At 73.3% G+C, this 20,570-nt stretch carries 20 protein-coding genes and 1 tRNA gene; 10 read left to right on the top strand and 11 right to left on the bottom strand.

All coding sequences use genetic code 11. From position 1 onward, the window contains the following. Positions 1-125 precede the first annotated feature (125 nt). Positions 126-914: an alpha/beta fold hydrolase gene (locus ACGF0D_RS07460; RefSeq protein ID WP_392914271.1), complete on the top strand. Its 789-nt coding sequence runs from the start codon at positions 126-128 to the stop codon at positions 912-914. 242 nt (positions 915-1,156) lie between these two features. After that, on the top strand, positions 1,157-1,831 hold the full coding sequence (locus ACGF0D_RS07455) for a Crp/Fnr family transcriptional regulator (RefSeq protein ID WP_030288117.1): 675 nt from the start codon (positions 1,157-1,159) through the stop codon (positions 1,829-1,831). 56 nt (positions 1,832-1,887) lie between these two features. Here the strand turns inward: ACGF0D_RS07455 and ACGF0D_RS07450 are convergent, their stop codons facing one another. The 5 genes from ACGF0D_RS07450 to ACGF0D_RS07430 form a co-directional block, all read right to left on the bottom strand. Then, a complete protein-coding gene (locus tag ACGF0D_RS07450) occupies positions 1,888-2,721 on the bottom strand; it encodes an MBL fold metallo-hydrolase (protein WP_392914270.1) in 834 nt (277 codons plus the stop codon). After that, complete coding sequence (locus tag ACGF0D_RS07445; protein ID WP_392868249.1) at positions 2,718-2,891, bottom strand: hypothetical protein; 174 nt, start codon at positions 2,889-2,891, stop codon at positions 2,718-2,720. The genes ACGF0D_RS07450 and ACGF0D_RS07445 overlap by 4 nt, the downstream gene beginning before the upstream one ends. 134 nt (positions 2,892-3,025) lie before the next feature. Next, on the bottom strand, positions 3,026-3,892 hold the full coding sequence (locus tag ACGF0D_RS07440; RefSeq protein ID WP_392914269.1) for an NUDIX hydrolase: 867 nt from the start codon (positions 3,890-3,892) through the stop codon (positions 3,026-3,028). A gap of 116 nt (positions 3,893-4,008) precedes the next feature. Next, positions 4,009-4,476 carry a RidA family protein gene (locus tag ACGF0D_RS07435; RefSeq protein ID WP_392868252.1) on the bottom strand — a complete coding sequence of 156 codons (468 nt, stop codon included), beginning with the start codon at positions 4,474-4,476 and terminating at the stop codon, positions 4,009-4,011. Next, positions 4,473-4,631, bottom strand: coding sequence for a DUF4177 domain-containing protein (locus ACGF0D_RS07430; RefSeq protein ID WP_094743074.1), 159 nt, complete (start codon positions 4,629-4,631; stop codon positions 4,473-4,475). Before ACGF0D_RS07430 ends, ACGF0D_RS07435 begins: the two co-directional genes overlap by 4 nt. Before the next feature lie 212 nt (positions 4,632-4,843). Between ACGF0D_RS07430 and ACGF0D_RS07425 the strand changes: the two genes are divergently transcribed. Further along, complete coding sequence (locus ACGF0D_RS07425) at positions 4,844-5,917, top strand: ArsA-related P-loop ATPase (RefSeq protein ID WP_392914268.1); 1,074 nt, start codon at positions 4,844-4,846, stop codon at positions 5,915-5,917. After that, complete coding sequence (locus ACGF0D_RS07420; RefSeq protein ID WP_392868258.1) at positions 5,914-7,086, top strand: ArsA family ATPase; 1,173 nt, start codon at positions 5,914-5,916, stop codon at positions 7,084-7,086. The genes ACGF0D_RS07425 and ACGF0D_RS07420 overlap by 4 nt, the downstream gene beginning before the upstream one ends. A 140-nt stretch (positions 7,087-7,226) precedes the next feature. On the opposite strand, the gene ACGF0D_RS07415 is transcribed toward ACGF0D_RS07420, so the two are convergent. Continuing rightward, entirely contained in the window at positions 7,227-7,550 is a 324-nt protein-coding gene (locus tag ACGF0D_RS07415; protein WP_195911063.1) for a WhiB family transcriptional regulator, read from the bottom strand. 502 nt (positions 7,551-8,052) lie between these two features. Here ACGF0D_RS07415 and ACGF0D_RS07410 point away from each other — a divergent pair. Beyond that, on the top strand, positions 8,053-10,332 hold the full coding sequence (locus ACGF0D_RS07410) for a transglycosylase domain-containing protein (RefSeq protein WP_392914267.1): 2,280 nt from the start codon (positions 8,053-8,055) through the stop codon (positions 10,330-10,332). A 176-nt stretch (positions 10,333-10,508) separates the two neighbouring features. Here ACGF0D_RS07410 and ACGF0D_RS07405 read toward each other — a convergent pair whose 3' ends face one another. Continuing rightward, on the bottom strand, positions 10,509-10,970 hold the full coding sequence (locus ACGF0D_RS07405; protein WP_392914266.1) for a GatB/YqeY domain-containing protein: 462 nt from the start codon (positions 10,968-10,970) through the stop codon (positions 10,509-10,511). Positions 10,971-11,713: 743 nt separating this feature from the next. Here ACGF0D_RS07405 and ACGF0D_RS07400 point away from each other — a divergent pair. The 3 genes from ACGF0D_RS07400 to ACGF0D_RS07390 all read left to right on the top strand — a co-directional run bounded on the left by ACGF0D_RS07400 (position 11,714) and on the right by ACGF0D_RS07390 (position 14,288). Further along, the gene (locus tag ACGF0D_RS07400; protein WP_392914265.1) at positions 11,714-13,000 is read left to right on the top strand and encodes a helix-turn-helix domain-containing protein; all 1,287 of its coding nucleotides are present in this window, start codon (positions 11,714-11,716) and stop codon (positions 12,998-13,000) included. A 169-nt stretch (positions 13,001-13,169) separates the two neighbouring features. Further along, entirely contained in the window at positions 13,170-14,114 is a 945-nt protein-coding gene (locus ACGF0D_RS07395) for a metallophosphoesterase (RefSeq protein WP_392914264.1), read from the top strand. 100 nt (positions 14,115-14,214) lie between these two features. After that, positions 14,215-14,288 (top strand) — tRNA-Pro (locus ACGF0D_RS07390). Positions 14,289-14,490: 202 nt separating this feature from the next. On the opposite strand, the gene ACGF0D_RS07385 is transcribed toward ACGF0D_RS07390, so the two are convergent. Next, positions 14,491-14,811: a helix-turn-helix transcriptional regulator gene (locus ACGF0D_RS07385; protein ID WP_392914263.1), complete on the bottom strand. Its 321-nt coding sequence runs from the start codon at positions 14,809-14,811 to the stop codon at positions 14,491-14,493. 466 nt (positions 14,812-15,277) lie between these two features. On the opposite strand from ACGF0D_RS07385, the gene ACGF0D_RS07380 reads away from it, so the two are divergent. Together ACGF0D_RS07380 and ACGF0D_RS07375 are read left to right on the top strand one after the other, a co-directional pair. Further along, positions 15,278-17,146 carry a S9 family peptidase gene (locus tag ACGF0D_RS07380; protein ID WP_392914355.1) on the top strand — a complete coding sequence of 623 codons (1,869 nt, stop codon included), beginning with the start codon at positions 15,278-15,280 and terminating at the stop codon, positions 17,144-17,146. Continuing rightward, positions 17,143-17,802 (top strand): hypothetical protein, encoded by a 660-nt coding sequence (locus tag ACGF0D_RS07375; protein WP_392914262.1) that lies wholly within the window; start codon positions 17,143-17,145, stop codon positions 17,800-17,802. Before ACGF0D_RS07380 ends, ACGF0D_RS07375 begins: the two co-directional genes overlap by 4 nt. A gap of 27 nt (positions 17,803-17,829) precedes the next feature. Here the strand turns inward: ACGF0D_RS07375 and ACGF0D_RS07370 are convergent, their stop codons facing one another. The 3 genes from ACGF0D_RS07370 to ACGF0D_RS07360 all read right to left on the bottom strand — a co-directional run bounded on the left by ACGF0D_RS07370 (position 17,830) and on the right by ACGF0D_RS07360 (position 20,570). Next, a complete protein-coding gene (locus ACGF0D_RS07370; protein WP_392868341.1) occupies positions 17,830-18,609 on the bottom strand; it encodes an SURF1 family protein in 780 nt (259 codons plus the stop codon). A gap of 106 nt (positions 18,610-18,715) precedes the next feature. After that, a complete protein-coding gene (locus ACGF0D_RS07365; protein WP_392914261.1) occupies positions 18,716-20,032 on the bottom strand; it encodes a hypothetical protein in 1,317 nt (438 codons plus the stop codon). Then, on the bottom strand, positions 20,025-20,570 hold the full coding sequence (locus ACGF0D_RS07360; RefSeq protein WP_392868345.1) for a SigE family RNA polymerase sigma factor: 546 nt from the start codon (positions 20,568-20,570) through the stop codon (positions 20,025-20,027). Before ACGF0D_RS07360 ends, ACGF0D_RS07365 begins: the two co-directional genes overlap by 8 nt.

Raw genomic sequence — 20,570 nt, 5'->3', positions numbered from 1 at the left:
ACATATCCTCTCGGACTCCCCGCGCGCACCCGGCCCCGGACAGTAGATTGCCGCCGGACCGATGAGTCGCGCGGCGAACCCCGGTCCGTCCCCATGACCGACTCGCACGACCGAAGGAACACCCGATGAGCACCGTGGTCTCCACCGACGGCACCGTCCTCGCCTGCTCCGTGACCGGCTCCGGCCCGGCCGTCGTCCTGGTCGACGGCGCGCTGTGCCACCGCGGCGTGGGGCCGAGCGCCGCGATCGCCGAGCAGCTGGCGGCGCACCACACCGTGTGGACCTACGACCGGCGCGGGCGCGGCGACAGCGGGGACAACGGGTCCTTCGCGGTGGAGCGCGAGATCGAGGACCTGGCCGCCGTCATCACGGCGGCGGGCGGCTCGGCCCGCGTCTTCGCCCACTCCGCCGGCGCCGCGCTCGCCCTGCGGGCCGCCGCCACGGACATCGGCATCGCCCGGCTCGCCGTCTACGAGCCGCCGTTCAGTACCGAGGAGGCACAGAGCGAGCGCTTCCGCGAGTACGTCGCCGAGCTGACGGCGGCGCTCGCCGAGGGGCGCCGCGGGGACGCCGTCGCGGCCCTCATGGTCTACGCCGGGGCGCCGGCGGAGGCGGTGGAGGGGATGCGCGGCGCGCCCGGGTGGTCGCTGTTCGAGGCGGTCGCACCGACCCTGGCCTACGACGCGGCGGCACTCGGCGACCGGACCGACTCGGCCGTCCCGGTCGACCTGCTGGCCACCGTCGCCGTACCGACCCTGTCCCTGGACGGCGGCGACAGCCCGGAGATGCTGCGGGCCCCGGCCCGCGCGGTGGCGGCGGCCGTGCCCGGCGCCGAGCACCGGACGCTGGACGGCCAGACCCACGAGGTGGTGGCCGAGGTGCTGGCGCCGGAACTGGTGGCGTTCTACGCCTGACGCACGGCCGGTGCCGCGGGGCGACCGCCCGTTCGGTCAAATCGCACAGGGATTCGAACACAGGCTCCCGGCACCGGCTCCGCCCGGTAACCGGCCGGTACGAATGGCCCCGCACCGCACACCTCGGCACACCCCCTCCTCATATGATCGGAGCGACATGCGCCATGCTTGGTGACGCAGAACACTGAACGGAACTTGCGCCGGACGGCCCACCCGCCGTACGGCCGAGAAGGAGGAAGCACGTGGACGACGTTCTGCGGCGCGCCGCACTCTTCGCGGCACTCGACGACGAACAGGCCGGCGAGCTGCGCGCTTCCATGACCGAGGTCACCCTCGCCCGTGGGGAATCGCTGTTCCACGAGGGCGACCCGGGCGACCGGCTGTACGTCGTGGCGGAGGGCAAGGTCAAGCTGCACCGCGCCTCGCCGGACGGCCGCGAGAACATGCTGGCCGTGCTCGGCCCCAGCGAGATGATCGGCGAACTGTCGCTGTTCGACCCGGGCCCGCGCACCGCGACGGCCAGCGCGCTGACCGAGGTCAAGCTGCTGGGCCTCGGCCACGGCGACCTCCAGCCCTGGCTGCACGCCCGCCCCGAGGTCTCCATCGCGCTGCTGCGGGCCATCGCCCGCCGACTGCGCCGCACCAACGACGTGATGTCCGACCTGGTCTTCTCCGACGTGCCCGGCCGCGTCGCCAAGGCCCTGCTGGACCTCTCCCGCCGGTTCGGCGTGCAGTCCGAGGAGGGCATCCACGTCGCCCACGACCTCACCCAGGAGGAGCTGGCCCAGCTGGTCGGCGCCTCCCGCGAGACGGTCAACAAGGCGCTCGCCGACTTCGCCGGCCGCGGCTGGCTGAAGCTGGAGGCCCGCGCGGTGGTCCTGCTGGACGTCGAGCGGCTGTCGCGCCGCTCGCGCTGACGCCCGCGAACGCGGAAGGGCCCGTCCGATCCGGACGGGCCCTTCCGCGTTCGCGGTCAGTCGAGCTCGGGGATCAGCCCGTGCTCCTCCAGGTATTCCAGCTGGGCCCGCACCGACAGCTCGGCGGCCGGCCAGAGCGCCCGGTCCACGTCGGCGTAGACCCTGGCCACCACCTCGGGCGCGGTCCGGCAGCCCGTCTCGACCGCCGTCTCCACCTGAGCGAGCCGGGCCGCCCGGTGGGCCAGGTAGTAGTCGACGGCGCCGAGCGCGTCCGCGAGCACCGGGCCGTGGCCCGGCAGCACGGTCCGCACGCCGTGGTGCGAGGCCATGGTGTGCAGCCGGCGCAGCGAGTCCAGGTAGTCGCCGAGCCGGCCGTCGGGGTGCGCGACCATCGTGGTGCCGCGGCCGAGCACGGTGTCACCGGTGAGCACCGCGCCGTCGTCCGGCAGGTGGAAGGTCAGCGAGTCCGAGGTGTGCCCCGGGGTGCCCACCACCCGCAGGTCCAGGCCGCCGACGTCCAGGCGCTGGCCGCCCACCAGGCCCTCCGAGCCCAGCCGGTGCGCCGGGTCCAGGGCCCGCACCTCGGTGCCGGTCAGCTCGGCGAAGCGGGCCGCGCCCTCGGAGTGGTCGGGGTGGCCGTGGGTGAGCAGGGTCAGCACGACCCGCTTGCCCCGCTCCTCCGCGAGGTCGATCACCCGGCGCAGGTGGCCCTCGTGCAACGGGCCCGGGTCGATCACCACCGCGAGGTCCGAGCCGGGCTCGGAGAGCAGCCAGGTGTTGGTGCCGTCCAGCGTCATCGGCGACGGGTTCGGTGCCAGCACGCACAGCGCCCGGGGGGTGGCCTCGCCGCCGACGACGGCGGCGGGGTCGCCCGGCAGGAGTCCGCTCACCGGCCGCCTCCGCCGTCTCGCTGCAGGGCCCGCAGCGGCAGCGCCCGGGCGAGGGCGCGCTGCGCCACCTCGACGAACGGGACCTGGCTGTCACAGGCGGGGGTACGGGGAGTCAGGCGGCGGGCGGGCATCTCTGGCGCCGTCCGGCGAGCCACGTCGTTGTGGGTCATCGGGCGTCGGTCCTTTCTCTGCGTCGGTACGGGTCGGTCACGTCGTGCGGGAACACGGGCTCGCGCGGTCGTACGGGCCTCGCGGCCCCCACGGGTCCTGCGGGTCGTACGGATGGTCCCGGTGGGTGGAACGGTCAGGAGCCCTCCGGGAACTCCCCGTCGATGGTCAACTCCTCGTGACCGGGCCAGCGGACCGTCAGCCGGTCGCCGCGGACCTCGGCCCGGCCCAGGACCGGCGCCAGCGGACGGTCGGCCGACGCGGCCAGCGCCTCGGCCGCGGTCCGCGCCGAGGACAGCTCGCGCAGCACCGTCACGGTCGGCGGCAGCATGCCGAACCGGCCCTCCCGGTAGCCCCGCACCGCTTCGGCCGGGGTCAGCCAGGCGACCCGGTCGGCCTCGCCGACCTCCAGGGCCGCGCGCTGGCCGGCCGGCAGCGCGGCGACGAAGAACCAGGTGTCGTAACGCCGTTCCTCGAACTCCGGGGTGATCCAGCGGGCCCAGCCGCCCAGCAGGTCGCTGCGCAGCACCAGGCCGTGGTCACGGAGGAACTCGGCGAAGGACAGCTCGTGCGCTTCCAGCGCGGCCCGCTCGGCGGACCAGTCGCGCGGTGCGGCGATGCTGTCGGAGTCGGGGCCGGCCAGCAGCACGCCGGCTTCCTCGAAGGTCTCGCGGACCGCCGCGCAGACCACCGCCCGCGCCGTCCGGGCGTCCAGCCCGAGCCGCCGGGCCCACTCCTCGGGAGCCGGTCCGGCCCAGCCCGGCTCGACCTCGGCGTCCCGCGGGTCCACCCCGCCGCCCGGGTAGGCGTACATCCCGGCCGCGAAGGCCATCGAGGTGCGCCTGCGCAGCAGGTAGGCCTCGGGCCCGTCGGCGGCGTCGCGCAGCAGCACGACCGTCGCGGCGGCCTTGGGCACCGGCGGGGTCACCGCGCCGGATTCGACCGCCCGGATCCGGGCGGGCCAGCCGGGCGGCATCGGGAGCGTCGTCGCTCGATGGTCCATGCCCGGATGCTAGGGCGTGTCCGACGATTCCCGCCAGGCTCACCGATCGATCGGACACCCTCCGGTCACACGGAGGCGGGGCCGGAAGGTGTCCGGCCCCGCCTCCGCGATCAGGCTCAGGCGGCCTTGACGCGCACCACGAGTTCGACCTCGACCGGGGCGTCCAGCGGCAGCACCGCGACGCCGACGGCGCTGCGGGCGTGCACGCCGGCGTCGCCCAGCACCTGGCCGAGCAGCTCGCTGGCACCGTTGACGACGGCCGGGACGGCGATGAAGTCGGGGGCGGCGGCGACGAAGCCGACGACCTTGACGACCCGCTCGATCCGGTCGAGGTCGCCGATCACCGACTTCACGGCGGCCAGGGCGTTCAGCGCGCAGATCTGCGCGAGCTCCTTGGCCTCCTCCGGGGAGACCTCGGCGCCGACCTTGCCCGTGGTCGGCAGCTTGCCGCCGACGACCGGGAGCTGGCCGGAGGTGAACACGAGCTCGCCGGACTCCACGGCCGGCACGTAGGCGGCGACCGGGGCGGCCACCGGAGGCAGGGTCAGGCCCAGCCCGGCGAGCTTCTCCTCGACCTTGCTCATGCGTTCTTCTCCCGCTTGAAGTAGGCCACCAGCTGCTCCGGGTTCGGGCCGGGCACGACCTGGACGAGCTCCCAGCCGTCCTCGCCGAAGTTGTCCAGGATCTGCTTGGTGGCGTGCACCAGCAGGGGCGCCGTCATGTATTCCCACTTGGTCATGGCCAGACTCTAGACGAGCCGTCGCGGCGAACCGCGCCGCCCGCCCCCGGGCGTGTGAGGTGGGGCACAAAGAGGGCATGATCGGGCCTGACGGCCCAGGTGCTCCGGGCATCCGGTGCGCTCCCTGGTTACCCTCGCGGGAGGGCACCCTGGTGAGGGGCACCCTCGTCAGGAGGGGACGCCCGTAGGACGGAGACGGACGGAGACGGAGCGTGGCACGCACCCCCGACCAGGAGGCCCGGCGCGACCCCGACTGGGAGGGCGTCCGGCTGCACGTGGTCAGCGGCAAGGGCGGCACCGGGAAGACCACGCTGGCCGCGGCGCTGGCCCTGGCGCTCGCCGCGGACGGCGGACGGGTGCTGCTGATCGAGGTCGAGGGCCGGCAGGGCGTCGCCGAGCTGTTCGGGATCGCCGCACTCCCGTACGAGGAGCGCCGGATCGCCTCGGTCTCCCGCCCCCAACTGGGGCTCCCGGCCGGGGAGGGCGGGCCCGGCGAGGTCTTCGCGCTGGCGATCGACACCGAGCTGGCGCTGCTGGAGTACCTGGAGATGTTCTACAAGCTCGGCCGGGCCGGGAAGGCGCTCCAGAAGGTCGGCTTCGTCGACTTCGCCACCACCATCGCGCCCGGCGTGCGGGACGTCCTGCTCACCGGCAAGGCCTGCGAGGCGACCAGGCGCAAGGACCAGGACGGCCGGCGGCGCTACGACGCGGTGGTGATGGACGCCCCGCCGACCGGGCGGCTGACCCGGTTCCTGAACGTCAACTCCGAGGTCGCCGGGCTGGCCAGGATCGGCCCGATACACACCCAGGCGCAGGCCGTGATGCGGGTGCTGAAGTCGCCGGAGACCGCGGTGCACCTGGTCACCCTGCTGGAGGAGATGCCGGTGCAGGAGACGGTCGACGGCATCGCGGAGCTGCGCGAGGCGAAGCTCCCGGTGGGCGGGGTGATGGTCAACATGGTCCGGCCCCCGGTGCTGGACGCGGCGGCGGTGGCCGCGGTGGACGGGGACCACCGCGAGGAGGTCGCCCTGGCGCTCGGGGAGGCCGGGCTCGGCGGCCGTACGCGCACCGCGGAGAAGGTCAGGGCGGCGGTGGAGCCGCTGCTCGACCCGCTGCTGGACCAGGCCAGGGAGCACGCCGAGCGGGTCGAGCTGGAACGCGCGCAGCGCGCCGACATCCAGCAGCTGCGGCTCCCCACGTACGAACTTCCGCTGCTGGGCGAGGGCGTGGACCTCGGCGGGCTGTACCGGCTGGCGGGCGAACTGAAGCGACAGGGGGCGGCATGACCTCGAACAGCGGGGTGCGGAGCACCGGTCGGCGGCTCGCGGTGGACGAGCTGATCGACAACCCGAAGACCAGGATCATCGTCTGCTGCGGCTCCGGCGGCGTCGGCAAGACCACCACCGCCGCGGCGCTCGGCCTGCGGGCCGCCGAACGCGGCCGCAAGGTCGTGGTGCTGACCATCGACCCGGCCCGCCGGCTCGCCCAGTCGATGGGCCTCACCGAGCTCGACAACACCCCCAGGGTGGTCAAGGGCGTCAGCGGTGAGGGCGAACTCCAGGCCATGATGCTGGACATGAAGCGGACCTTCGACGAGGTCGTGCTGGCCCACGCCGAGCCCGAACGGGCCCGGGCGATCATGGAGAACCCCTTCTACCAGTCCCTGTCGGCCGGCTTCGCGGGCACGCAGGAGTACATGGCGATGGAGAAGCTCGGGCAGCTGCGCGCCGCCGAGGAGTGGGACCTGATCGTCGTGGACACCCCGCCGTCCCGCTCGGCGCTGGACTTCCTGGACGCGCCCAACCGGCTCGGGTCCTTCCTGGACGGCCGGGTGATCCGGATCCTGACCGCCCCGGCCAAGGTCGGCGGGCGCAGCGCGATGCGCTTCCTGAACGCCGGGATGGGCCTGCTCACCGGCGCCCTCGGCAAGATCTTCGGCGCCCAACTGCTCACCGACGTGCAGACCTTCGTCAGCGCGATGGACTCGATGTTCGGCGGCTTCCGGGAGCGCGCGGACCGCACGTACCAGCTGCTCAAGGCGCCGGGCACGGCGTTCCTGGTGGTGGCCGCGCCGGAGCGGGACGCGCTGCGCGAGGCCGCGTACTTCGTGGACCGGCTGGCCGCGGACCGGATGCCGCTGGCCGGGCTGGTGCTCAACCGGGTGCACGACACCGGGGCACCGCAGCTCACCGCGGAACGGGCGCTGGCGGCCGCCGAGACACTGGAGGAGAACGGCTCGGAGCACGCCTCGCCGGAGGCCGAGCTGCTCGCGGCCGGGCTGCTGCGGCTGCACGCCGAGCGGATGCAGATCATGGGGCGCGAACGCCGCACCCGCGACCGCTTCGTCTCGGTGTACCCGGACGTGCCGATCGTGGAGGTGCCGGCGCTGCCGGGGGACGTGCACGACCTGGACGGCCTGCGGGCCATCGGGGAGCGGCTCAACGGCGCCGAGTAGCCGACGGTGTGGCGTGACCTCTCGCCGGAGGCGCGATCTCGCCGGAGCCACGGCCCGGCTGACGGCGCGGGGGTGACCACCGGCGTGCGGTGGCCCGCGCCCGAGGGCCGACCGGCCCGGACCGCGCGGTGCGGCCGGGCTCAGCCCGCCTGGGCGTAGTCCGTCAGTATCACCCCGGTCGCGAGGGACTCCTCGTACTCGGTGCGCGCCGTCTCCAGCAGCTTCCGCCATGAGATGACGGTCGGGCGGCGGCGCAGCAGCGCCCGGCGCTCCCGCTCCGTCATCCCGCCCCACACCCCGAACTCCACCCGGTTGTCCAGGGCGTCCGCGAGGCACTCCGTCCGGACGGGGCAGCCACTGCACACCGCCTTCGCGCGGTTCTGTGCCGCCCCCTGGACGAACAGTTCGTCCGGATCACTCGTGCGACAGGCGGCCTGCGCACTCCAGTCGTCAACCCAGCCCATGCCGGCGCCGTCCTCTCCCGTATTCGAGGCTCCCCCACGGCGGCAACGGCATATTCACCGTTGCCAGTTGAGGACGTTACGGAAGAACGACAGCTTGCAACAGCCCCTTCGGGCTCAATCTCGAATGACCCAATCGGACTATGGGTGGCGATCAGCTCACTCGTTGGAGTGATCGCAGGTCGCACACCTTGCCAAGAGCGGCGTCCCCACGCTCGCCACAGGAGTCGTCACGGAGCGCAACCGGCCACACGGGCACAACAGGCCACAGTCGCCTCAGAACCCGGTCATCATCGGGCAATCCGGGCAACTCTCCTCGCCCACAAGAGTGAATGATGTTGACGCACCGAAGCTGTCGCAAGCTTGTGACAAGCCTAGGCGAACACCTGCCCCGGTGTGCGGGAATCCGCAACGTAGGGTTCTCCCCATGGCACCGAAGCGCCCTCAGGCATCCCAGCCCCCAGGCAACACCGGAGCTCCGCGCGGCAAGGCCGACGGATCCCCGATGGAGCACGTCGGCAACGGCGTGAAGTTCCTGGGCGTCAGCGTGCTCTCCGGAGTCCTGCTGGCAGGCCTCGCCCTGCCCGCCGTCGGCGCCATCGGGCTGACCGCCAAGGACACGGCGGAGAGCTTCTCCAACATCTCCGACGACTTCAAGACGCCGCCGCTGACCCAGGCGACCCAGGTCTTCGACGCCAAGGGCGGCCTGATCGCCAAGGTCTACGAGCGCGACCGCACCGTCATCACCGCCGACCAGATGTCACCGTTCATGCGGCACGCCCAGGTGGACATCGAGGACGCCCGCTTCTACGAGCACGGCGCCGTCGACCTCAAGGGCGTGCTCCGCGCGATCAGCAAGAACGCGGAGAGCGGCACCACCGCGCAGGGCGCTTCGACGCTGACCCAGCAGTACGTGAAGAACGTCAACGTGGAGAAGGCCGGCGACGACCAGGCGGCCGTCCTGGAGGCCCAGCGCAAGACCCTGGGCCGCAAGATCCAGGAGCTCAAGGTCGCCATCAAGCTGGAGGAGGACCTGTCCAAGGACCAGATCCTCACCAACTACCTCAACATCACCTTCTACGGCCACCAGGCCTACGGGGTCGAGGCCGCCTCCCAGCGCTACTTCAGCAAGAGCAACAAGGACCTGACCATCGCCGAGGCCGCCACCCTGGCCGGCATGGTGCAGAACCCGTCGTCCTACGACCCGGTGCGCTACCCCGAGAACACGGTCAAGCGCCGCAACGTCGTGATCGACAAGATGCTGGAGAACAAGCACATCACCGCCGACCAGGCGAAGGAGGCGAAGGCCGCCCCGCTGGGCCTGAAGTACAAGGACCCGCAGAACGGCTGCATCACCGCCCAGGCCGGCATGGGCTTCTTCTGCGACTACGTCCGTCACGTGGTCAAGCAGGACCCGGCCTTCGGCAAGAGCGCCGACGAGCGCAAGAAGGTGTGGAACACCGGGGGCCTGAACATCTACACCACGCTGGACCCGGACAAGCAGGCCGCCGCCCAGAACGCCGTCACCAAGAAGGTCTACGTGACCGACACGGTGTCGGCCGCCGCGACCATGATGGAGCCGGGCACCGGCAAGATCCTCGCGATGGCCCAGACCCGCCCGTACGGCCTGGACTCCAACAAGAACCAGACCGTCGTCAACCTCAACGTGGACGCCGCGATGGGCGGCGGCAACGGGTTCCAGACCGGTTCGACCTTCAAGCCGATCCTGGCCGCGGCCGCGCTGGAGTCGGGCATGTCGAACACCCAGGCGTTCCCGTCCGAGAACAAGATCGAGTACCCGCAGATGTCCACCTGCTCGGGCACCTGGAAGAACACCGTCAAGCCCAAGGAGACGGTGAAGAACGAGCAGGACAGCGAGGTCGGGCCGTACCAGCTGAAGGAGGCGATGGCCCGCTCGGTCAACACCTACTTCGTGCAGATGGAGCAGCAGGTCGGCCTCTGCGCGATGAAGCAGATGGCCAACAAGCTGGGCATCACCCAGTCCGCCAAGGGCGACGCCTTCCAGGAGGTGCCCTCGATGGTCCTCGGCACCCTGGAGCTCTCGCCGCTGACCATGGCGAACGTCTACGCGACCTTCGCCGCCCGCGGCAAGTACTGCACCCCGGTCGCGATCAACAAGATCACCACGGTGGACGGCAAGGACATCCCGGTCCCGCAGTCCCAGTGCAGCCAGGCCTTCTCCGAGCAGACCGCCGACTCGCTCAACGCCGTCCTGCTGAACGTGACCGAGAAGGGCACCGCGGCCGCCCTGACTATGGACGACGGCCGCAAGATCGCCGGCAAGACCGGTACCACCGACGAGAAGAAGGCCGCCTGGTTCAGCGGCTACACCCCGTCGCTGGCCACCGCGGTCTGGCTCGGCGGCCCGGCCGGCGGCGTCAAGATGAAGAACATCACCATCGGCGGCAAGCCCTTCACCGAGGTGTTCGGCGCCGACGGCCCCGGCCCGATCTGGGCGATGGCGATGAACCAGGCGCTCAAGGGCACCCCGCTGGAGCCGATCCAGACCGCCAACATCCCGGACCCGCAGCCGGCCGCTCCCGCGCCGGGCACCCCCGCGGCCGGTGCCACCCCGCCAGCCGCCGACCCGAACGCCCCGCAGCCCGGCGGCAACCCCCCGCCGCCGCAGCAGGGCGGCAACCCCGGCCAGGCCGGTGGCCAGCCCGGCGGGCTGCCGGGCGGCTTCCCGGGCGGGTTCACCTTCCCGCCCCTCCCCGGGGGCGGGAACGGCGGCCGGCACGGCGGCGGCAACGGGAACGGCTGACCCGGTGGCCGGGTGACCGGCCCCCCGGAACACGCCGAAGGGGCGCCCTCCAGTGCGGAGGGCGCCCCTTCGGCATGTTCCGGGGCGTGTTCCCGGGCGTGCTCGCGGGGGCGGCATGCTCCCGGGACGGCGGGCGCGACCGGGCCCCCTGCGCGGGAGCGGCCGGGCGCGCCGGTTCAGGCCAGGGCGGCCTTCACCGCGGCGGCGACCCGGCCGCCCTCGGCCAGGCCGTCGACCTTGGGCTTCACCAGCTTCATGACGGCGCCCATCGCCTGCGGGCCGCTCGTGCCGCCCTCGGCCACGGTGGCCACGGCGGCCACGACGATCGCGGCCAGCTCCTCGTCGGAGAGCTGCTTGGGCAGGTAGACCGCCAGCACCTCACGCTCGGACCGCTCGCGGGCCGCCTGGTCCGTCCGGCCGGCGGTGTCGAAGGCCTCGGCCGCCTCCCGACGCTTCTTCGCCTCGCGAGCGATCACCTTCAGCACGTCGTCGTCGGACAGCTCGCGCTTCTGCTCGCCCGCCACCTCCTCGCTGGTGACGGCGGTCAGAGTGAGCCGGATGGTGGACGCGCGAAGCTCGTCCCGGTCCTTGATGGCAGCCGTGAGGTCCGCTTGCAGCTGCTCCTTGAGCGTTGTCATTTCCTCTTCTTATCCTTCGGCCGTGGGTGGGCTCAACCAGGTTTCCGCTGGGCATCCACCGGGATTTCCGCAGTTGAACGAGTATCCCCGACCGTCCCGGCCGGTCGTCGCCCGACAGCGCACGGCTCGCGGGCGGTTCCGCTCGGAAGCGGGGCGGCGATCCGGGTCGGGAACGCGCGGCGGTCGAATCCGTGAACAGTCGACGTCCGGGACCGGGAGCGGACGAATGGATCCGGCCAAGATGGCCGATAATGCTCGTGCAATTTCGGCCGCAATGCCGAAAATTGCCGCGGTCCACGTGAAGTTGCCGGTCTCAAGGGGGCAAATCGAACGTTGTGACCACTTCGCCGAAAAAAGTCCGCGTAGTACACTCGTTCGCGCGTCGCTCGAGTAGCCCGATGGCGGCGATCAACTCACCGTCGAATCAACACCGAATCACCGCCGAAGGCCGCCACGAACAGCTGCGACAAACCGTTACCACGTCCCCGATTCATTATTCCACAGCACTGACACACTGCTGCCCGAGCACCGTGCGACCCTGACACCTTGTGTCCGGGCGCCCTGCGGCCCAGGCCGACACGAGCGTTCACGCCTGCGCTCCGCCCGGCTGTCCGACCGCCCGGCCGGCAGTGATCGTTTTTCGGAGTGATTGGCGCCGCCAAAACGGCGCATCGAGTTCTGACTTTTATTCTGCTCACGACGGCAGGAAGCGCGGGGGAATGGACAACAATCAGCTTCGATCGATGCTGGTAACCCAACGGAAGATGATCGGATGGAGCCAGGAGCAATTAGCCGAACACTCCACCGTCAGTGTCCGCACCATCCGTAACCTGGAAACCGGCGCCATCAAGAATCCGCGGCGCAGTTCCGTGGAACTCCTGGTGGGCGCGCTGTTCTCCGCGGCGACCGACCGGAACGACACCCTGCTCTCCCGGGCCGTCCAGGCGGGCGCTCCGGCCGAGCTGCTGTCCGCCCGGCCGGAGGCCGGATGGCCGACCCACGTCGCCGAACTCCCGGACAACGCGCGCTGGCGGGGCCTGCGCCCCAAGACGGACATCACCGTCGGCCGCCGGGCCGACCTGCTGCACGTCGTGACCGCCCTGCGCCCGGGCCGGCCGCTGGTGCTCACCGGCCCCGCCGGGGTCGGCAAGACCCGGCTGGCGCTGGACTCGGCCGCCCACCTGCTGGACCGCTTCCGGGACGGCGTCGTGGTCCTGGAGCTCGGCTCGGTGAGCCCCGAGGGCGTCGACCCGGCCGCCGCCGCGGCGCAGGCCCAGCGCGCGCTCGACACGCTCTTCCGGAGCTTCGACCGCGACCCGCGGACCACGCCCGAGCCACAGCTGCTGCTGGTCATCGACAACGCCGAGCACGTCATCGACACGGTGGCCCGACAGGTCAGGGCGCTGCTGGCGCGCCACCCTGCGCTCCACATCATGATCACCTCGCTGCGGGCGCCCGCCGGGGTCCCCGCCGACCTGTGGGAGGTCTCACCGCTGCCGGTCGACCATCCGGACGGCCCCTACGGCTGCCCGCCCGCCGCCGAACTGTTCTGCCGCCGGGTGCACTCGGTCGTCCCCACCCTCGACCTCCGCGACCAGATGCCGCAGGTGGTCGAGCTCTGCCGGCGCCTCGGCGGCCTGGCGCTCGCGATCGAGAACGCGGCCGTCCGGATGCGCTCGGTGCCCCTGCACGTCCTGGTGGAGGAGTGCCGGGTGCTGCCGATCCTCGGCCAGGAGGAGGTCGGCGGGCTCTCCCACCACCGCTCGCTGCACCGCAGCCTCGCCTGGGCGTACGGGCTGCTCGACGAACGGCAGCGCCGGGCGCTCAGACGGCTCTCCCGGTTCCCCGAGGAGTTCTCCATCGACGACGTCCGCCGGGAGCCGGTCGACGGCGGCCGGGAGCCCGCCCGCAACCTCGACGTCCTGGCCGAGCTGGTCGACTTCTCCGTCGTCCAGGTCAAGCGAGGGCACCAGTACGCGTACCGGGTCCCCCGGATGATGCGCGAGTACGTCAACGCCATCCCGGCCTGAGGACCGGCCCGCACCGCCGTACCCGCCGTACCCTCCGCACCCGCCGTGCCAGGAGTGCCGGCCGTGCCCGGAATGCCGCTCCGGGCACGGCCGGTGGGCCGACGGCCGCCGCTCTCACCGCCGACGCCGGGCGTGCGCCGGCTGATCGACCGTCTGAGAGCATGGCCTGATGCGACCGCTGCACTCCGTTCCCCTCGGCATCGCCGTCACCGGCGCCGCCTGTCTCGCCTACTCCGTCGGGTACGAGGTCCGGGCCTTCCGCCTCCGCCGGATCGAGGTCCCCGTCCTCCCGCGCGGCGCCCGGCCGATCCGGATCCTCCAGGTGTCCGACATCCACATGGTGAGCGGGCAGGGCAAGAAGCAGCGCTGGCTGAAGAGCCTGGCCGGCCTGCGCCCCGACCTGGTGGTCAACACCGGCGACAACCTCTCCGACCCGCTCGGCGTCCCGGCCACCCTCGACGCGCTCGGGCCGCTCATGGAGTTCCCGGGCGTCTACGTCTTCGGCTCCAACGACTACTACGGACCGGCCCGCAAGAACCCGGCCCGCTACCTCCAGGCCATGCGCAGCGGCGCCCACGGCCTGAACAACCCCGACGGCACCGCCCGCCGCGGCATCACCGGCGCCGTCCACAACCCGTGGGAGAAGCTCCGCGACGGCTTCGACGGGGCCGGCTGGCTCGACCTCACCAACACCCGCGGCCGCCTCACCGTGAACGGCCTCGACCTGGAGTTCACCGGCCTCGACGACCCGCACATCCGCCGAGACCGCTACAGCGAGGTCGCCGGCGGCCCCTCCGCCGACGCCGACCTCTCCCTCGCCGTCGTCCACGCGCCCTACCTGCGCGTCCTCGACGCCTTCACCGCCGACCGCTACCCGCTGATCCTGGCCGGGCACACCCACGGCGGCCAGCTCTGCATCCCCTTCTACGGCGCCCTGGTCACCAACTGCGACATCGACACCCGGCGGGTCAAGGGCCTCTCCACCCACACCGCCGGCGGCCACCGCTCGTACCTCCACGTCTCGGCCGGTTGCGGCACCAACCGCTACACCCCCGTCCGCTTCGCCTGCCCTCCCGAGGCCACCCTCCTCACCCTCACCCCGGCCCCCCGCTGACCCCCGCCGGACGCCCGCCCGGAACCGGATTTCGTGTCTAGGCGAGCGTCCGGTAGAGTTCTACTCGTCGCGAAGGAGACGGAGCGACAAACAGAAAGACCGGGGTGTGGCGCAGCTTGGTAGCGCGCTTCGTTCGGGACGAAGAGGCCGTGGGTTCAAATCCCGCCACCCCGACCCACTGCAGAGGCCCTGCCGGAGAAATCCGGCAGGGCCTCTGTCGTTGTGCCCGGCCCACCGGGTGACCGTGCCTCAGCCGACCCGGCGACGGGGATCCGTCCGAGCACCTTCCTCCTTCCGTGCCCCGCGCACGTCCTTCCGTGGCGTTCCGCCGATCCGGGCCCGCGCGTGGTTCACCCACGTCGTGGTCGGGGTCCGGTCAGAGGACGGTGGTGAGTTCGGTGCGGGAGGTGATGTCGAGCTTCGGGTAGGCCCTGTAGTGGTGGTGGGCGACCGTACGGGGGCCGAGGAAGAGCCGGTCGGCGATGTCGCGGTTGGTGAGGCCCTGGGCGGCGAGGCGGGCGATCTGGAGTTCCCGGGGGGTGAGGGGGGGACTGCGGGGTGCCGGCCGGGGTGCCGCCGGCCCCGGACGCGGACACCCCGCCGGTGCGGGCGGCGGGCAGCAGGACGCCCCCCCCCCCCCCTCGGCCTGGAACCGACGGGCGGCCGGCAGCAGCGCGTCCAGTGAGGCCCGGTCCATCCACTGGTTGTCGCCCAGGACCCACAACAGCGGCTGGCCGGCGGCGAGTTCGGTGAGCAGTCCGAGTGCGGCGAGGCCGGTCGGCAGCCGGTCGGCGCGCGCCCCGCCGCCCGCCGGGCCGTCACCGGCCGCGCTGCCACCGGTCTCGCTGCCTCCGGCTCCCCCGTCGGAGAGCCCGAACGCCACCTCCAGCGCCACCGGTCAAGGCGCCACCGCCGGCACCCCGCCGGTCGACACCCGGCTGTTCCGCAGCCGTCCCTTCAGCGCCGGTCTGCTCGCCCAACTCGCCTTCTGGCTCGGCCAGGGCTCCTTCTTCCTGGTGCTCGCCCTGCACCTCCGGTTCGGCCGTGGTCCGGACGCCCTCGGCGCCTGGCTGGTCTTCACCACGCCCGCCGACGCCCGGGTGGGCGGGCCGAAGCCCGCCCGCCCGTTCCCTTCCCTCCCCCCGATCGGGTTGGATGGTCGGATGAGCGAGGAGAAGAGCGCCGTCCCGGCGTGGGAGCAGAGGTTCAGGGCGGCCCGGGTGTCGCTGCCCGACTGGGCCGAGGACGCCCCGGACCGGGCGCTGTACGTGTCCAACGCGACCGGCACCTACGAGGTCTACGCCTGGGACCGCGCCACCGGCGCCCACCGCCAGGTCACCGACCGTCCGAACGGCACCACCGACGCCGAGCTGTCCCCCGACGGCGACTGGGTCTGGTGGTTCGACGACCACGACGGCGACGAGTTCGGCGTCTGGCGCCGCCAGCCGTTCGCGGGAGGCCCCGACGAGGAGGCCGTGCCCGGCCTCGCCGCCTCCTACTCGGCCGGCCTGGTGCTCGGCCGCGACGGCACCGTGGTCGTCGGCCGCTCCACCGACGAGGACGGCACCACCCTGCACCTGCACCGCCCCGGCAGCGCCGAGCCGGTCGAGATCTACCGGCACGAGGAGTACGGCGGCGTCGGCGACCTCAGCCACGACAGCACGCTGCTCGCCATCGACCACACCGAGCACGGCGACGCGATGCACGCCGCGATCCGGGTCGTCCGGATCACCGGGGAGGGCGGCGTCGAGACCGTCGCCGAGCTGGACGAGGTCACCGGCCGGGACGAGCCGCGCGGCGTCGCCTGCCTGGGCTTCGCCCCGGTCGAGGGCGACACCCGCCTGCTGGTCGCCCACCAGCGCACCGGCCGCTGGGAGCCGATGATCTGGGACGTCGCCACCGGCGTCGAGACCGCCCTCCCGCTGCGCGACGAGCAGGGCCGCGAACTGCCCGGCGACGTCTCCGCGCAGTGGCGCCCCGGCGCCGGGGAACTGCTGGTGGAGCACGAGTACGAGGCGCGCAGCGAGCTGTTCTCGTACGGACTCGCCGACGGCCTGCTGACCCGCCTGGACACCCCGCGCGGCACCGTCGGCGGCGCCACCGCCCGCCCGGACGGCACCGTCGAGTACCTGTGGTCCTCCGCCGCCGAGCCCTCCGCCGTCCGCTCCACCGCCGGGACGGTCGTGCTGCGGGCGCCCGGCGCGGTGCCGCCCGGTTCGGTGCCGGTCGAGGACGTCTGGGTGGACGGCCCCGGCGGGCGGGTGCACGCCCTGGTGCAGCGGCCGACGACGCCCGCGCAGGGCCCGTACCCGACCGTGTTCGAGATCCACGGCGGCCCGACCCACCACGACAGCGACTCCTTCGCCGCCGGCCCGGCCGCCTGGCTGGACCACGGCTTCGCGGTGGTCCGGGTCAACTACCGCGGCTCGACCGGCTACGGCCAGGCCTGGACGGACGCGCTGCACGAGCGGGTCGGCCTGATCGAGCTGGAGGACATCGCGGCGGTCCGCGCCTGGGCCGTCGACAGCGGGCTCGCCGACCCGGCCCGGCTGGTGCTCACCGGCGGCAGCTGGGGCGGCTACCTGACCCTGCTCGGCCTCGGCGTCCAGCCCGACAGCTGGGCCCTCGGCGTGGCCGCCGTGCCGGTCGCGGACTACCACACGGCGTACGCCGACGAGATGGAGGCGCTCAAGTCGCTGGACCGCACGCTCTTCGGCGGCACCCCGGAGGAGGTCCCGGAGCGCTTCACCGCCTCCTCGCCGCTGACCTACGTCGAGCAGGTGCGGGTGCCGGTGTACATCAGCGCCGGGGTCAACGACCCGCGCTGCCCGATCCGGCAGATCGACAACTACGTCGAGCGGCTGGAGCGGCTCGGCAAGCCGCACGAGGTGTACCGCTTCGACGCGGGGCACGGGTCGCTGGTGGTGGAGGAGCGGATCAAGCAGCTGCGGCTGGAGATCGACTTCGTCCGGCGGCACCTGGGCGCGGCGCCGGCGGAGGCCGACGCGAGCGGCGCCGGAGGGGAGGCGTGAGACGCCTGCTGATGCTCGCGGGGGCGGCGGTCGCCGGGGCCCTGGTGCTCACCGGCTGCTCGGGCTCGCAGCAGAACGACGCCTCCTGCCCGCCCCCGGCGGGCCCGGTGGTGCCGAGCCCCTCGGCGGTCGTGCCCACGAGCTCGGCCGCCACGCCGCCCGCCGCACCCACTGCCACACCGCCCGCCGCACCGCCCGCAGCACCGCCCGCCACCGCGACCAAGGCGAGCGCACCGGGCGTGGGGAGCACGGGGAGCACGGTCGGTGGCGGGGCCGCGGGCACGTCCGTGCTGCTGACGGCGTACGAGCCGACCGACCCGGACGGCACCGTCGAACTCGCCAAGGGATCGAAGGGGTCCAGCGGCTCCAAGGGTTCCTCGGGCTCCTCGGGCTCGAAGGGCTCCAAGGGGTCGAAGAGCGGTCGCACCGTGCACCACCACATCGACCACTACGACTCCGACGACGACCACGGCGGCAGCGGTAACGGCAGCGGCAACGGCCACTGCCACAGCGACCCAACGCCGCTTCCCAGCGGCTCGTCCTCGCCGACCCAGTCGCTGCTCCCGACCCAGCCGGCCCTCCCGACGCCCACTCCGACGCCGCCCCCGCCGGCGGTCAAGCCGACGCCGGCGCCGGCCCTGCCGACCAAGCGCTGAGCCGGGGGCGGAGCGGGACTCCGCCGGTCAGTCCAGGACCGGGTCCAGTCCGAGGGCCCGGTCCTGCTCCGCCTCCGCCTCGCGGCGCACCAGGCGGAACCACATGAAGACGACGAACCCGGCGAAGACGAACCACTCCAGGGTGTAGCCCAGGTTCTGGAACGCGCGCAGGGTGAGCCCGTCCCCGCCCTGCGGCTGCACGCTCGGTACGGAGGCCAGCCCGGCGGGCACGTCGTCGGCGGCCACCCAGCCGTCGTACCAGCCGTCGTACTCCAGCACGTTCAGCAGCGACGCCCGGTTGATCATGCCGAGCTGCCCGGCGGGCAGGCCGCCCGCCACCGCGCCGTTGCTGCCCACGGCCTCGTTGGCCTGCAGGCGCCCGGTCACCGTCACCTCTCCGCCCGGCGGCGGCCCGGCGACGGCCGGGGCCCCGGCCGCCCAGCCGCGCACCACGGCGACGGCGTGTCCGTCGGGGGTGCGCAGCGGGGTGAGCACGTAGTAGCCCTGCTTGCCGTCCACCACGCGGTTGGGGACGAGCAGTTGGTGTTCGGTGTCGTAGCTGCCGGTCACCGTGACGGTCCTGCCGACGGTCTCGGTGGTCACCTGCGGGGTCGCCTGGTTGAGCAGCGCGTCGAGCGGCCGGGCATCACTCGAAGCGGTGATCGCCTGCTTGGTCTCCTGGTGCGTGGACACCCGGTCCTCGAACCGGCCGAGCTGCCAGGAGCCCAGGAACAGGCAGACCGCCACGGCCGCCACGGCCACGACGGTGCCGCCGAGCCAGCGCGGAGTCAGGAGGAACCGGTACACACCCCCACGGTATCCACTCCTCACACCCGGCCCGCCCCCCGGGCCCCGAACCCGGCGGCCTCCGGCCCGCTACGACCCGCCAAGCACCGCCGGCACCGCCGGGCGGTCACCCCGCCGTCGGTGAGCCCGACGGCTGCGGCGCCGGGCCGCCCAGGCCCTGGACGCCGCCGCGGTAGACGGTGCCGCCGCACGACACGGGCAGGGTCGCCGTGGCGACCGCCGGGCTGCCGGGGGCGGGGGTGTGGGCGATGGTCACGGTGGGCGCCGCGGTGGGCGGGTTCCCGGTCGGGCTGGCGCTCGGGCTGGGGGCCGTGGTGGGTTCCGCCGACGGGGACGAGGAGGCCGGCGGGTTGGCGCTGGGCGCGTCGCTGGTGACGGAGGCCGGGGCACCGGACTCGACGGCCGGGACGTCCGAGCGCAGGGCCACCTGGTTGACGCCGTTCGACGCCGGGGTGGTCAGGGGACCGGAGCCGGTGCAGGTCCGTTCGGGGACCCAGGCGAACGGCACCCGGTACCCGGCCCGCGGCGCGAGCACCGGCGGCTCCCCGTCCATCGCGGGCAGGTCGGCGGCCGGGTCGCCCGGGGCGTGGTCGGCGGAGTGGACGCGGCCGCGGTCGCCGCCGCTGACGGCGGTGACCGCCACCGAGCCCGGCCCACCGAGCCGGCAGCTGTGCCCGGAGACGTTGTAGACCGTGAAGGAGCCGTAGATCCGCCCGGTACCGTCGGCCGCGCCGACCTGCGAGACGCCCTCGCCGAGGTCCGTGCGGGTGCAGAGCGGGACGATGCCGCCGCCGTCGGCGCCACCGGTGCCGGAGGGCGCGACGCCGCCGTCGGTGTGCGTCAGCCCGCCGCCGGGGGTGTGCGGGGCCGTGGCCGAACCGGACGGCGACGTGGCCCCGCCGGTGCCGCTCGGGTCCCCGTGCGAGGCCCCGCCGGTGCCGCCGGCGCTTCCGGTGACGCCGCTGGAGGAGGTGGCGGCCGGGCTCTTGGCGTCCGCCGATCCGGGGCCGACGGAGAGCCCGAGGTGCTCCCCCTCGTGCAGGACGGGCAGGCCGATCGCGACGACGAAGGCGAGCGCGGCCACCCCGGTCCAGGCACCGCGCCGGGCGGCCTGGCGGCGGGGCACCGCCCGGCGGATCCGCGGCAGCGCCTCGGACGCGGGCTGGATGCCGGAGACGGCGCCGTGCAGCAGTTCGCGCAGTGCCCGTTCCTCGGTGGACAGGTCCGGCAGCTCCGGGGTCAGGGAGTCGGACTCGGACGACGACGCGTTCGCGGCGCCGGGCGCGTTCGCGGCGCCGGGCGCGTTCGCGGCGCCGGGCGCGTTCGGGGCGGGCACGTTCGGGGCGGGCACGTTCGCGGCGGGCACGTTCGGGATGGAGGCGTCAGGCCCGTTCGGGTCGGAGGCGCCGTCCGCCTCAGCCATGTCCGGCCTCCATCTGGACGCGGAGGGCGGCGAGTCCACGCGAGCCGTAGGCCTTCACCGAGCCGAGCGAGATGCCCAGGGTCTCGGCGACCTGCGCCTCCGTCATGTCCACGAAGTAACGCAGCACCAGAACCTCCCGCTGACGGCGTTGCAGACCACGTAGCGCGGCCTTCAACTGGTCGCGCTCCAGGGCATCGTAGGCACCTTCTTCTGCACTGGCCATGTCAGGCATGGGCTTCGGCAGCAGTCGCAGCCCGAGGATGCGGCGGCGCAGCGTGGAGCGGGACAGGTTGACGACCGTCTGCCTGAGGTAGGCCAGGGTCTTCTCGGGCTCGCGCACCCGGCGCCGGGCGGCGTGCACCCGGATGAACGCCTCCTGGACGACGTCCTCGCAGGTCGAGAGGTCGTCGAGGAGCAGCGCGGCGAGCCGCAGCAGCGAGCGGTAGTGCGCCTGGTAGGTCGCGGTGAGCAGGTCCTCGCTGGTACCCGCGTCGGTACCCGCGCCGGAGTCCGCCGCACCGGGTGCGGCCGCCGTCAT

Source organism: Kitasatospora sp. NPDC048298, from assembly GCF_043201465.1.
In the GTDB taxonomy this organism is placed as follows: Bacteria; Actinomycetota; Actinomycetes; order Streptomycetales; family Streptomycetaceae; genus Kitasatospora.
Note: the sequence above shows the minus strand (reverse complement) of the source record. Positions and strands in the feature narration are given on the sequence as shown.